Here is a 13,467-nt window from a genome sequence, read left to right as displayed (position 1 = left end):
AATTTAACTTTTATGTAACCAAGTTACGATTAAGAGTGTAAATAAGCACTAAACGGCCTAAAAAAAGTGGTCTGATGAGTAGTAAAATTACACGCAGAACGGTATTCTTTTAAGCAGATCACATTTACCGGCCTCGATTGCCGGCCATGAAAGGGGAGAGAGATTATGTACAAAGAGTTTCCTGCACATGTTGTATTGATGCGTCGAGCTTTCGCCGTTGTGGCGGGCATTGTGGCACTGCCAGTGATGCTGTTCTGGAAAGATCGCGGGCGTTTTTACAGCTACCTGCACCGCGTCTGGTCGAAAACCAGTGAAAAACCGGTGTGGATGGATCAGGCAGAGAAAGCGACCTGCGATTTCTACTAAGCCAGAAGCCGATTTCTGAACATAAAAAAACCGCCAAGGTTAAACGTGGCGGTTTTTTTTATGCCCTCAGGATTCGCGGTCCGTTGGGAATACTTTTAGTTCCTACCCAGGAGGTTCGATTTTGGGCTTCTTTGAAAAGCTCGTCAAGGCATGCCATCTTGATATATTCCTAAACTACCTTGTCCAGCCTTATCTGTGGTGGGAAAAGCATTATGATAGCGATGGCCCTTCCCGCTGTCTCGCAAACAGGCACCGGTTTCAGGGAAGGTGTTTTTGTGACCGCAAAGTTCCTACCCGGGACGGGAACTTGTATTCACCGGATTGTCACCGGTGGTAATGCGGTGAAGCGGCCCTTTGCAAGGACCGCATGATGAAACGCTATCTTTGCGTAGTGTTCATTGTTACTGGCACGTTGATGCTCACGGCAGACCAACAACTCGTTCAGGTTGTGTCGTCAGATTACGCGCTGGTCAAGTAGCTTCCAGGCCGCCTCGTGCGGCCTTTTTTACATTCTGGCGTCTACACTTTATCTATATGCCTGAAAGGAGTGTTGTATGAGTGAGAAGATCCCGGTAGGCATCAGCGCCTGTTTATTGGGCGAGAAGGTTCGTTTCGATGGCGGCCACAAGCGCCTGAATTTTGCCGTGGACGAACTGAGCCCGTGGGTGACGTTTGAACCGGTGTGTCCGGAAATGGCCATTGGACTGCCGGTTCCACGGCCTGCGCTGCGGCTGGTGAAAGATGAACAGGGCGAAATCCATCTGCAATTCAGCGACAAGCGTGAAGGCGATTTGACCGCAGCAATGAACGATTTCACCCGCAAACGCATCGCCCGCTTCGAAACCCTGTGTGGCTACATTGTCTGTAAAAATTCGCCCAGCTGCGGGATGGAACGCGTTCGTGTCTACGACGCAGACGGAAAAAACAACCGTAAAGCGGGCCGTGGGCTGTATACCGAAATACTGATGCAGACCTTTCCGTGGCTGCCGGTGGAAGAAGACGGACGATTGCAGGATCCTCTGCTTCGCGAGAACTTTGTGGAACGCATTTATGCATTGCATGAACTTAACGCGCTTCGCGAACGCGGGCTGACGCGCGGCGAACTGATGGCTTTTCACAGTCGCTATAAGCTCCTGCTGCTGGCGCATTCGCAGCCGCTCTACCGGGAGCTGGGCCGTTTTGTGGCGGGAATAGCTGAGTGGTCGTCGATGGATGAGTGGTTTATTGAATATCGTCAGCGCCTGATGACCCTGATGGCGCACCCGGCAACCCGTCGAAATCACACTAATGTTCTGATGCACGTGCAGGGCTATTTCCGCAAACAGCTCAACAGCCGACAGCGGCAGGAGCTGGCGAACCTTATCGACAAATACCGGCAGGGTACTCAGCCTTTGCTTGCGCCCGTCACGCTGTTAAAACACTATATGGCTGAATTTCCTGATGCTTATCTGGCCGGTCAGCGCTACTTCGACCCATGGCCTGAGGCTTTGCGTTTACGTTACGGACATTAACGGAGAATTATGCCCACCCATCTGGTCTGGTTTCGCGCCGATTTGCGCCTGCATGACAATCTGGCGCTGGCTGCCGCCTGTCGCCACCCGCAGGCAAAAGTTATCGCCCTGTTTGTCGCCACGCCGAAGCAGTGGGCTGAGCATGAGATGGCTCCCCGGCAGGCAGCATTTTTACAGGCGCATCTCAACGCCCTACAAAGCCAGCTGGCGCTTAAAAATATTCCGCTGATCTGTCGCGAGGCGGAGGATTTTGCGGCATCGGTTGATGAAGTGAAAAAGGTGTGTGACGAGCATCAGGTCAGCCAGCTTTTTTACAACTATCAGTATGAAATCAATGAGCGTAAACGTGATGCGCTGCTGGAGAAAGCGCTGGATACCGTCATGTGTCAGGGTTTTGACGACAGCGTGATGCTTGCACCTGGCAGCGTGATCACCGGCAATCATCAGATGTATAAAGTGTTTACGCCCTTTAAAAATGCGTATCTCCGTCGTCTGAATGAGGGGCTGCCGGAATGCGTTGCGGCTCCTGCGCCACGTGAGGAGAAGTCAGTTGAACCGGTGGATATCAGGCTTAATTATCCTCAGGTTCCGTTTGATACGAGTCTGTTTGCCGCTGATGAAAAACAGGCCATCGCCAGACTGAGGCATTTTTGCCAGCAGCAGGCCGCTGAGTATGAAGAGAAAAGAGATTTTCCGGCGATTGAAGGCACCAGTCGCTTGTCCGCGTGCCTGACGCTCGGCGTGCTCTCGCCGCGTCAGTGTCTGCACCGCTTGCTTGCCGAATGTCCTCAGGCGCTGGAAGGCGGTCCGGGCGCCGTATGGCTTAACGAACTTATCTGGCGCGAATTTTACCGCCATCTGATGACTTTCCATCCTGAGCTTTGTCGCCACAGGCCGTTTATCGCCTGGACCGACAACGTCGCGTGGAACCCGGATAAAAAGGCGTTGATCGCCTGGCAGCAGGGGAAAACGGGTTATCCGATAGTGGATGCGGCAATGCGTCAGCTCCACGAAACGGGCTGGATGCATAACCGCCTGCGGATGATCGTCGCCAGCTTCCTGGTGAAAGATTTGCTTATCGACTGGCGGGAAGGGGAGCGCTGGTTTATGTCACAGCTCATTGATGGCGATCTGGCGGCAAACAACGGCGGCTGGCAGTGGGCGGCGTCAACGGGCACCGACGCAGCGCCATACTTCAGGATCTTCAACCCAACGACCCAGGGTGAACGCTTCGATAAAGATGGAGAGTTTATTCGCCAGTGGCTGCCTGAACTGAAAGCTGTACCGGATAAAGCGATTCACGAACCGTGGAAATGGGCGGAAAAAGAGAGCGTTCAGCTGGATTATCCGCGCCCGATGGTGGATCACAAACAGGCGCGACAGGAAACGCTGGCGGCCTATGAGGCCGCCAGAAAAGCTCAGGACTCCAGCGCCAGACGGCGGGAGCGGACTTTCATCGCATGACCCAGCCAGATAATCAGCACAGCGGCAACGCAGGCAAGCGCTCCCCAGGTTATCTGGCTGAACACTTCGATATAGGCATTGATGGAGTAGTTGATGGCACCAGCCGCATCGAACGCGCTTTGCGAAGTTTGATCCGCAATCACGCCCGCAGCGTAGTTAGCGATGGCCCCGGACAGCAGCATATAGATCCCCGTCAGCACGCCGGTGACGCCCGGAATTTCAATTCGCGTAATTTGCGCCATCGCCACCGGATCGATAAACAGCTCAGCAAAGCCCATCACCGCCATGCCAATGATCATCAGCGGCATAGAGGAGTGGCCGTAGGACGCAGACCAGCGTGCGCTGAGCGTCAGAATACAGAAGCCTGCGCTCATCAGGCCGAGGCCTAAAGCGTATTTCCCCCAGATGCGCACGGCGCGGTTGCCCGTTACCGACTCCTTCACCACCCAGGCGAGGAACACGCCACACATCATCACCGCAAAGCCGTTAACCGACTGGAACATCGCCGTCGGGACTTCGTAGCCGAGAATAGTGCGATTCACGAAGCGGTCAATGTAAAGGCTGATGGAGCTACCGCCCTGCTGCGCGAAGGCCCAGAACAACAGGCTGAAGAACGTCAGTACTACAATCAGGCCCAGCTCTTTACGCTGCTTCTGGTTCTCGGCTTTCTTATAGATTTTGCCGAGCATCGCCAGGCCAATCACGGTCGCCACAATCAGCGCATACAGGGACCACTCTTTCCAGAACAGCACAGCAATAATGACTGGTGATACAACCAGCAGCGCCAGCAGCCAGCCCCAGACGGGAACGGCCATTTTTTTGCTTTTCAGCACCGCTTTGTTGACGCCCACGGTATGGCTGAAGTGGCGATTGCCGCAGAGGAAAATCACCAGGCCCGCAAGCATGCCGATGGCCGCCAGCGCGAAGCCCATTGCCCAGCTGTACTCTTCCTGCACGTAGCCGCAGGCAATAGGCGCAATGATCGAACCGACGTTACCTGCTGCATACAGCAGTGAGAAACCACCGTCACGGCGCGGATCGGTTGGCTCATACAGTTCGCCAAGCAGGCAACTGACGTTTGATTTAAACAAACCGTAGCCGCAAACGATAATCGCCAGTGACAGATAAAGGAACAGCGAGGAGATCTCACTGGCGCCCAGCACCAGATGCCCCACGGCCATCAGAAACGCGCCAATCATCACCGCCATGCGGTTGCCGAGGACCTTATCCGCCAGCCAGCCGCCGAGAATAGGCGTCACATACACCAGTGAACAGTAGGCGCTGAAGAGCGCATAGGCATGATTGTCGTTGTATTTCAGCTGGTTGGTGAGATACAGGATCAGCAGCGCGCGCATCCCGTAAAAGCTAAAGTATTCCCAGATTTGCAGTGCGACCACGTAGTAGATAGCGCGTGGTTGTGACGATGGTGTCTTCATGTTGCTCTCAGTCTTGCCAGAAGTGCAGAAGATAATCATTCCGCATTATTCGTTTCTTATATGCTATCCATGGGTCTTGAGCATGAAAGCTCAATTTATATGCTGTCCTGGTGCATAAATATACACGATTGTGCTGTGGGTCGTTAAGCGATTTTTGCGACTAGGTTTCGGGGCGCATGAAATGTGTCGCAGGCCTGCTATCGACGTATCGCTGCGGGGCGGCTATGGTATCCCTCAGTACCGAAATAAAGTCTGGAGTGACGATGAAAAACAGTGAACTGGAACAACTGATTAACGAGAAACTGAACAGCGGCGCGTTCAGCGACTATGGCCCAAACGGGTTACAGGTTGAGGGGCGGGAAGAGATCCGCAAAATCGTCACCGGCGTTACTGCAAGCCAGGCGCTGCTCGACGAAGCCGTTCGTCAGCAGGCGGATGCAGTGATCGTCCATCATGGCTATTTCTGGAAAAACGAGTCGCCGGTTATTCGCGGCATGAAGCGCAATCGCCTGAAAACACTGCTGGCGAATGACATCAACTTATACGGCTGGCATTTACCGCTGGATGCGCATCCTGAGCTTGGCAATAACGCCCAGCTGGCCGCTCTGCTTGGCATCAATATTAAAGGTGACATTGAGCAACTGGTGCCGTGGGGCGAACTGTCGATGCCGGTTTCTGGGCTCGAGTTTGCCTCGTGGATTGAAGCGCGCCTGGGACGTAAGCCGCTGTGGTGTGGCGATACCGGGCCGGACAAAGTCAGCCGCGTGGCATGGTGTACCGGTGGTGGTCAAGGCTTTATCGACAGTGCGGCGCGTTTTGGCGTTGATGCGTTTATTACCGGTGAAGTCTCCGAACAGACTATCCATTCTGCGCGTGAGCAAGGATTGCACTTTTATGCGGCGGGCCACCACGCGACCGAACGGGGCGGCATCCGCGCGCTCAGTGAATGGCTGACCGAAAACACCGATCTGGATGTCACTTTTATTGATATCCCTAACCCGGCCTGATGAGAGAGGGAAAAAGTGCAGAGAGCGCGTTGTTACCTGCTGGGAGAGACGGCAGTCGTTCTGGAGCTTGAACCACCGGTGACTCTGGAAAGCCAGAAGCGTATCTGGCGGCTTACCCAGCGTTTGCCAGAGTATCCGGAAGTGCTTGAGGCGATTCCGGGAATGAACAACATCACCGTCATCCTGCGCAATCCGCAGAACCTGGCGCTGGATGCCATCGAGCGGCTCCAGCGCTGGTGGGAAGAGAGCGAGGTGCTGGAACCCGATTCCCGCCAGATTGATATCCCCGTGGTGTACGGCGGCAAGCTGGGGCCGGATTTATCCCTGGTGGCTGAGCACTGCGGCCTCACGCCGAAACAGGTGGTGGAGCTCCATTCATCTCAGGAATATGTGGTGTGGTTTTTAGGCTTCCAGCCGGGCTTTGCTTATCTCGGCGGTTTACCGGAGCAACTGGCTATGCCGCGCCGGGCGGAGCCACGCGTGGAGGTGCCTGCGGGCAGCGTGGGAATCGGCGGTGAGCTTACGGGCATTTACCCGCTCGCCACGCCCGGCGGCTGGCAGCTGATTGGGCATACGCCGCTGGCGCTGTTTGATGCCAGCCAGCCGGAGCCGGTTTTACTCCGGCCTGGTGATACGGTCCGATTTGTGCCGCAGAAGGAGGGCGTATGCTGAAGATTATTCGCTCCGGGCTTTATTCCTCGGTACAGGACGGTGGGCGTTACGGTCTGCGCCAGTCGGGCGTCAGCCGCTGCGGCGCGCTTGATAAGCCTGCGCTGATGACCGCCAATCTGTTGGTGGGGAACGATCCGAACGCGGCAGCGATTGAAATTACGCTCGGCCAGTTCAGCGTCCAGTTTACCCGTGATGGCTGGTTTGCGCTGACCGGGGCAGGCTGTGAGTCCACGCTCGATGGCAAGCCGGTCTGGGCTGGCTGGCGGCTGCCGGTCAAGGCCGGGCAAACGCTGGTGATGAAGAATCCGCTGTACGGTATTCGCAGCTATCTGGCAGTAGCCGGCGGCATTGACGTGCCGAAAGTGCTCGGTTCGTACAGCACCGATCTGAAGGTGGGGATTGGCGGCCTGGAAGGGCGACGATTGCAGGATGGTGACAGCCTGAAGGTGTTTCCTTCAGAACGCTCGTTTAGCGGTTCGCAGGGCGTGAAATTACTGTTTCGGGGCAACCGAATTCGCGCGCTGCCGGGGCCGGAATATCATGAGTTTGATGCCGCCTCGCAGGAAAACTTCTGGCGCGCACCGTGGCAACTCAGTCCGCAGAGCAACCGAATGGGCTACCGTCTGAAAGGACAGCCGCTGGTGCGTACCACCGATCGCGAACTGTTGTCGCACGGTTTGTTACCGGGTGTGGTGCAGGTGCCATACAATGGTCAGCCTATCGTCCTGATGAATGACGCGCAGACTACAGGTGGCTATCCGCGTATAGCATGCATTATTGAAGCGGATATGTTCCAGCTGGCGCAAATCCCGCTCGGGCGACCGATACATTTTGTTCAGTGCTCTCTCGAAGAAGCACTGAAAGCGCGCGACGATCAGCATCGTTATTTTGAGCAGCTGGCGTGGCGACTCAACGGAGAATAATAAGGACAAGTTATGCCGGAAGGACCGGAGATCCGCCGGGCGGCGGACACGCTTGAAGCGGCCATAAAAGGCGAGTCCCTCACCGAAACATGGTTCGCTTTTCCGCCGCTCAAGATGTTTGAAGTGCAGCTTGTGGGGCAAACCGTGACCCACATCGAAACGCGGGGTAAGGCGCTGCTGACGCACTTTTCTGGCGGGCTGACGATGTACAGCCACAATCAGCTTTACGGCGTCTGGCGCGTCGTGGATGCCGGGGAAGAGCCGCAAACGACGCGTATATTGCGGGTGCGTTTGCAAACTGCGAAGAAAGCGATTCTGCTCTACAGCGCGTCTGATATCGAAATACTGACGCCTGAGCAGCTGGCTACGCAGCCTTTCTTACAACGCGTCGGGCCGGATGTCCTCGATACGTCACTGACGGAAGAGGAGGTTAAAGCCCGGCTGCTGTCGAAACCTTTCCGTAATCGCCAGTTTTCCGGATTGCTGCTCGACCAGGCTTTTCTCGCCGGGCTTGGCAACTATCTGCGGGTGGAAATTCTGTGGGAGTGCGAACTGGCGGCGACGCATAAAGCCAGCGAGCTGACGGCGCAGCAGATTGACAGGCTTGCGCATGCGCTGCTGGCTATTCCTCGTTTGTCGTATCAGACACGTGGGCAGGTCGACGAAAACAAACATCATGGCTCGCTGTTCCGCTTTAAGGTGTTCCATCGTGAGGGAGAGCCCTGCGAGCGCTGCGGTGGGATTATCGAGAGAACGATGGTGTCATCACGACCGTTTTACTGGTGTCCTGCCTGCCAGAAATAAAAATGCCGGGTGGCAGCTACGCCTTACCCGGCCTACAAAATAAACAGATTCCAGTAAATCTGTAGGCCCGGCAAGCTTGGCGCCGCCGGGCAGTCATTTTGCTAAATGCAAACTTAGTGCTTCTTCAGGTCTGAACTGAACTCGCGTTTGTCATAGCCGGTGTACAGCTGGCGTGGACGGGCGATTTTCATGCCTTCGGTATGCATTTCGTTCCAGTGTGCAATCCAGCCGACGGTACGCGCCATCGCGAAGATCACGGTAAACATAGAGGACGGAATGCCCATCGCTTTCAGGATGATGCCGGAATAGAAGTCCACGTTCGGGTAGAGTTTCTTCTCGATGAAGTACGGGTCGTTCAGCGCGATGTGTTCCAGCTCCATGGCAACCTGCAGCAGGTCATCTTTAGTGCCCAGCTCTTTCAGCACTTCATGGCAGGTTTCACGCATCACGGTGGCACGCGGGTCGTAGTTTTTGTACACGCGGTGGCCGAAGCCCATCAGACGGAACGAATCGTTCTTGTCTTTCGCACGACGGACGAATTCCGGAATGTGCTCAACGGTGCTGATCTCTTCCAGCATCTTCAGTGCCGCTTCGTTAGCACCACCGTGCGCCGGCCCCCACAGGGAAGCGATACCGGCAGCGATACAGGCGAACGGGTTAGCACCTGAAGAGCCTGCTGTACGGACGGTAGACGTTGAAGCGTTCTGTTCGTGGTCAGCGTGCAGGATAAGAATGCGGTCCATAGCGCGTTCCAGAACCGGGTTCACCACGTATTCTTCACACGGCGTGGAGAACATCATGTTGAGGAAGTTGCCCGCGTAGGAGAGGTCGTTGCGTGGATACACGAATGGCTGGCCGATGGAGTATTTGTAGCACATCGCCGCCATGGTCGGCATTTTGGACAGCAGACGGAACGCGGCAATTTCACGGTGGCGTGGGTTATTAACGTCCATCGCGTCGTGGTAGAACGCTGCCAGCGCGCCGGTCACGCCACACATCACCGCCATTGGGTGAGAGTCACGACGGAAGCCGTGGAACAGACGGGTGATCTGCTCGTGGATCATGGTGTGACGGGTGACGATGGTTTTGAATTCATCGTATTGCGCCTGATTCGGTTTTTCACCGTTCAGCAGGATGTAGCACACCTCGAGATAGTTAGACTGAGTGGCTAACTGATCGATAGGGAAGCCGCGGTGCAGCAGGATGCCCTCATCACCGTCGATAAAGGTGATTTTGGATTCGCAGGAAGCGGTGGAGGTGAAACCCGGGTCAAAAGTAAATACGCCTTTCGAACCAAGACTACGAATATCAATCACGTCTTCGCCGAGCGTACCTTTTAGCACGTCCAGTTCAATAGCAGTGTCACCGTTGAGAGTGAGCTTTGCCTTTGTATCAGCCATTTACGGTCTCCTTAGCGCCTTATTACATAAGACTGCGGGATGCCGGATTCGCTTTCAGGGTGCGGTTAGACGTTACCAGTTTGTTATTTGGCTCACCGCCGAGCTCACGAGGGTTAACCAGGGTACAGAGCAAAGGGCGCCGGGGGCATACGTTCATCGCACTATGAAACTACAGCAAATCAGGGTCTTAGCAGTCCGATTATTCAAACCTGTCTATCACTATTCACTGTCAGATTACATCGGTCAATACTTTCTCACTGTTACATAACTTATTGTCAGGTGAAAGCATGACCCCATAACTTTTACGCATTATATGCCTTTTCAGGTGATGGTTGTAACAATAATGTTTAATATTTGTCAAATCAGGTGAGTAAAAATTAAAATAATGTTGTTATCGTGACCCTGATCACTGTTCCGCATAAAACCCGACAAACTATATGTAGGTTAATTGTAATGATTTTGTGAACGGCCTATACTGCCGCCAGGTCTCCGGAAACCCCTGCAATCCCGAGCCACCCAGCGTTGAAATGTGTCGTTTTAGCTCTTGAAATGGAGTTTTTACATGACGCGCAGTTATAGAAAGGACGCTGTCTGACCCGCACGCAGACCGGAGGAAGGAAACAATAAGAACAGCATGTGGGCGTTATTCATGATAAAAAATGTGAAAAAACAAAGACCTGTCAATCTGGATCTGAAAACGATCCGATTCCCTGTAACGGCGATAGCGTCCATCCTCCACCGCGTTTCTGGCGTGATCACTTTTGTGGCGGTTGGCATCCTGTTGTGGTTACTGGGCACCAGTCTCTCTTCTCCTGAAGGTTTCCAGACGGCGAGCTCAATCATGAGCGGCTTCTTCGTCAAATTCATTATGTGGGGCATTCTGACGGCGCTGGCGTATCACGCCGTGGTCGGCATTCGCCATCTGATGATGGATTTTGGCTATCTGGAAGAGACATTCGAAGCAGGTAAAAAGTCTGCCAATATTTCTTTTGTTATTACTGTCGTGCTTTCACTTTTCGCAGGAGTCCTCGTATGGTAAGCAACGCCTCAGCATTAGGACGCAACGGCGTACATGACTTCATCCTCGTACGTGCCACCGCGATCGTTCTGACTCTGTACATTATCTACATGGTTGGTTTCTTCGCGACCCACGGTTCGCTCACCTGGGAAGTCTGGACGGGTTTCTTCTCTTCCGCTTTCACCAAAGTCTTCACCCTGCTGGCTTTATTCTCCATCTTGATTCATGCCTGGATCGGCATGTGGCAGGTGTTGACCGACTACGTTAAACCGCTGGCTATTCGCCTGCCGCTGCAGCTCGCCATCGTCGTGGCGCTGGTGGTTTACGTCATTTATGGATTTGTTGTGGTGTGGGGTGTGTAATGAAACTGCCAGTCAGAGAATTTGATGCTGTTGTGATCGGCGCAGGTGGCGCAGGTATGCGTGCCGCGCTGCAAATTTCCCAGAGCGGCCAGACCTGTGCGCTGCTCTCTAAAGTCTTCCCGACCCGTTCTCATACCGTTTCCGCGCAGGGTGGCATCACCGTGGCGCTCGGTAATACCCATGAAGATAACTGGGAATGGCACATGTATGACACCGTTAAAGGGTCAGACTACATCGGTGATCAGGACGCTATCGAATATATGTGTAAGACCGGTCCGGAAGCGATTCTGGAGCTGGACCATATGGGCCTGCCGTTTTCTCGTCTTGAGAATGGCACCATCTATCAACGTCCGTTTGGCGGCCAGTCGAAGAACTTCGGCGGTGAGCAGGCGGCACGTACCGCAGCCGCAGCGGACCGTACCGGTCACGCTTTGCTGCACACGCTTTACCAGCAGAACCTGAAAAACCACACCACGATTTTCTCCGAGTGGTATGCGCTGGACCTGGTGAAAAACGCCGATGGTGCCGTTGTCGGTTGTACCGCTCTGTGTATCGAAACCGGTGAAGTGGTTTACTTCAAAGCCAATGCCACCGTGCTGGCGACCGGCGGTGCAGGCCGCATTTATCAGTCCACCACCAACGCGCACATCAACACCGGTGACGGCGTTGGTATGGCTATCCGTGCGGGCGTGCCTGTGCAGGATATGGAAATGTGGCAGTTCCACCCGACCGGTATCGCGGGCGCAGGCGTTCTGGTAACAGAAGGCTGCCGTGGTGAAGGCGGATATCTGCTGAACAAACACGGCGAGCGCTTTATGGAACGTTACGCGCCGAATGCGAAAGACCTGGCCGGTCGTGACGTGGTGGCGCGTTCCATCATGATCGAAATCCGTGAAGGCCGCGGCTGTGACGGCCCGTGGGGTCCTCACGCTAAGCTGAAGCTTGACCATCTGGGTAAAGAGGTTCTCGAATCCCGCCTGCCGGGCATCCTTGAACTCTCCCGCACCTTCGCTCACGTTGATCCGGTGAAAGAGCCGATTCCGGTTATCCCAACCTGCCACTATATGATGGGCGGTATTCCGACCAAAGTGAGCGGCCAGGCGCTGACCGTTAACGAGAAAGGCGAAGACGTGGTGATCCCGGGCTTGTTCGCGGTTGGCGAAATTGCCTGCGTATCCGTGCACGGTGCGAACCGTCTGGGCGGCAACTCGCTGCTGGATCTGGTGGTGTTTGGTCGTGCTGTTGGCCTGCATCTGCAGGAGTCTATCGCCGAGCAGGGCACGCTTCGCGATGCCACCGAAGAAGAAGTGAATGTTTCTCTGGAACGTCTCAACCGCTGGAACGGCAACCGCGACGGCGAAGATCCGGTTGAAATCCGCAAAGCGCTGCAGGAATGCATGCAGCATAACTTCTCGGTGTTCCGCGAAGGCGATGCGATGGCGAAAGGTCTGGAGCAGCTGAAGGCCATCCGCGAGCGTCTGAAAAATGCCCGTCTGGACGATACCTCCAGCGAATTCAACACCCAGCGCATCGAGTGCCTGGAGCTGGATAACCTGATGGAAACCGCATACGCCACCGCGGTGTCGGCAAACTTCCGTACCGAAAGCCGTGGCGCACACAGCCGCTTCGACTTCCCGGATCGCGATGATGAAAACTGGCTCTGCCACAGTCTGTACCAGCCGCAGACGGAAACCATGACCCGCCGTGAGGTGAACATGGAGCCGAAACTGCGTCCGGCATTCCCGCCGAAAGTGCGTACCTACTAATTGCGGAGACAGGAAGATGAAACTCGAGTTTTCAGTTTATCGTTATAACCCGGATGTCGATGACGCTCCGCGCATGCAGAATTACACCCTCGAAGCGGAAGAAGGGCGCGACATGATGTTGCTGGATGCTTTGATCCAGCTGAAAGAACAGGACCCGACGCTGTCGTTCCGCCGCTCCTGCCGCGAAGGCGTTTGTGGCTCAGATGGCGTGAACATGAACGGCAAAAACGGCCTGGCGTGTATCACCCCGGTTTCCGCTTTGCAGCGCGCAGGGCAGAAAATCGTGATTCGCCCTCTGCCGGGGCTCCCGGTGGTGCGCGATTTGGTGGTAGACATGGGGCAGTTCTATGCCCAATATGAGAAGATTAAGCCTTACCTGTTGAATAATGGGCAAAATCCACCCGCTCGCGAGCATTTACAGTCGCCCGAGCAGCGTGAAAAACTGGACGGCCTGTACGAGTGTATTCTCTGTGCCTGCTGCTCCACTTCTTGCCCGTCGTTCTGGTGGAATCCGGATAAGTTCATCGGCCCGGCCGGTCTGTTAGCGGCGTACCGCTTCCTGATCGACAGCCGTGATACCGAAACCGACAACCGCCTGGAAGGGCTGAGTGACGCTTTCAGCGTATTCCGCTGTCACAGCATCATGAACTGCGTCAGTGTCTGTCCGAAAGGGCTGAACCCGACGCGCGCCATCGGCCACATCAAATCGATGTTGCTGCAGCGCAGTGCGTAAATTGT

General features: G+C 55.0%; 13 protein-coding genes. 11 read left to right on the top strand and 2 right to left on the bottom strand.

Translation table 11 applies throughout. The features are described from left to right. Window positions 1–165 precede the first annotated feature (165 nt). The 3 genes from RTU33_RS18010 (at window position 166) to phrB (ending at window position 3,341) form a co-directional block, all read left to right on the top strand. Window positions 166–366, top strand: coding sequence for a YbfA family protein (locus RTU33_RS18010; RefSeq protein ID WP_312629179.1), 201 nt, complete (start codon window positions 166–168; stop codon window positions 364–366). Between the two features lie 554 nt (window positions 367–920). Beyond that, window positions 921–1,877 carry a 2-thiouracil desulfurase family protein gene (locus RTU33_RS18005; RefSeq protein WP_312629178.1) on the top strand — a complete coding sequence of 319 codons (957 nt, stop codon included), beginning with the start codon at window positions 921–923 and terminating at the stop codon, window positions 1,875–1,877. Between the two features lie 9 nt (window positions 1,878–1,886). After that, window positions 1,887–3,341: a deoxyribodipyrimidine photo-lyase gene (gene phrB, locus RTU33_RS18000; protein WP_312629177.1), complete on the top strand. Its 1,455-nt coding sequence runs from the start codon at window positions 1,887–1,889 to the stop codon at window positions 3,339–3,341. Here phrB and dtpD read toward each other — a convergent pair. Beyond that, entirely contained in the window at window positions 3,296–4,777 is a 1,482-nt protein-coding gene (gene dtpD / locus RTU33_RS17995; RefSeq protein ID WP_312629176.1) for a dipeptide permease DtpD, read from the bottom strand. The two genes, phrB and dtpD, sit on opposite strands and share 46 nt — an antisense overlap. 263 nt (window positions 4,778–5,040) lie before the next feature. On the opposite strand from dtpD, the gene RTU33_RS17990 reads away from it, so the two are divergent. The 4 genes from RTU33_RS17990 to nei are packed head-to-tail and all read left to right on the top strand — an operon-like array spanning window position 5,041 to window position 8,183. Next, complete coding sequence (locus tag RTU33_RS17990; protein WP_312629174.1) at window positions 5,041–5,784, top strand: type 2 GTP cyclohydrolase I; 744 nt, start codon at window positions 5,041–5,043, stop codon at window positions 5,782–5,784. A 15-nt stretch (window positions 5,785–5,799) separates the two neighbouring features. Next, window positions 5,800–6,456, top strand: a complete 657-nt coding sequence (gene pxpB / locus RTU33_RS17985; protein ID WP_312629173.1) for a 5-oxoprolinase subunit PxpB — start codon at window positions 5,800–5,802, stop codon at window positions 6,454–6,456. Next, entirely contained in the window at window positions 6,450–7,379 is a 930-nt protein-coding gene (gene pxpC / locus RTU33_RS17980) for a 5-oxoprolinase subunit PxpC (protein ID WP_312629172.1), read from the top strand. Before pxpB ends, pxpC begins: the two co-directional genes overlap by 7 nt. A gap of 12 nt (window positions 7,380–7,391) precedes the next feature. Continuing rightward, window positions 7,392–8,183: an endonuclease VIII gene (gene nei, locus RTU33_RS17975; RefSeq protein ID WP_312629171.1), complete on the top strand. Its 792-nt coding sequence runs from the start codon at window positions 7,392–7,394 to the stop codon at window positions 8,181–8,183. A gap of 113 nt (window positions 8,184–8,296) precedes the next feature. On the opposite strand, the gene RTU33_RS17970 is transcribed toward nei, so the two are convergent. After that, window positions 8,297–9,583, bottom strand: coding sequence for a citrate synthase (locus RTU33_RS17970; RefSeq protein ID WP_312629170.1), 1,287 nt, complete (start codon window positions 9,581–9,583; stop codon window positions 8,297–8,299). Window positions 9,584–10,217: 634 nt separating this feature from the next. On the opposite strand from RTU33_RS17970, the gene sdhC reads away from it, so the two are divergent. The 4 genes from sdhC to RTU33_RS17950 are packed head-to-tail and all read left to right on the top strand — an operon-like array spanning window position 10,218 to window position 13,462. Further along, window positions 10,218–10,622, top strand: coding sequence for a succinate dehydrogenase cytochrome b556 subunit (gene sdhC / locus RTU33_RS17965; RefSeq protein WP_312629169.1), 405 nt, complete (start codon window positions 10,218–10,220; stop codon window positions 10,620–10,622). Beyond that, entirely contained in the window at window positions 10,616–10,963 is a 348-nt protein-coding gene (sdhD, locus tag RTU33_RS17960; RefSeq protein ID WP_110510095.1) for a succinate dehydrogenase membrane anchor subunit, read from the top strand. Before sdhC ends, sdhD begins: the two co-directional genes overlap by 7 nt. Next, complete coding sequence (sdhA, locus tag RTU33_RS17955) at window positions 10,963–12,729, top strand: succinate dehydrogenase flavoprotein subunit (protein ID WP_312629162.1); 1,767 nt, start codon at window positions 10,963–10,965, stop codon at window positions 12,727–12,729. The genes sdhD and sdhA overlap by 1 nt, the downstream gene beginning before the upstream one ends. 16 nt (window positions 12,730–12,745) lie before the next feature. Then, on the top strand, window positions 12,746–13,462 hold the full coding sequence (locus tag RTU33_RS17950) for a succinate dehydrogenase iron-sulfur subunit (protein ID WP_312629160.1): 717 nt from the start codon (window positions 12,746–12,748) through the stop codon (window positions 13,460–13,462). Window positions 13,463–13,467 lie beyond the last annotated feature (5 nt).

The sequence above is a fragment of the Scandinavium sp. genome (assembly GCF_032012665.1).
Lineage (GTDB): Bacteria > Pseudomonadota > Gammaproteobacteria > Enterobacterales > Enterobacteriaceae > Scandinavium.
This window is presented reverse-complemented; position numbering and strand designations above follow the sequence as displayed.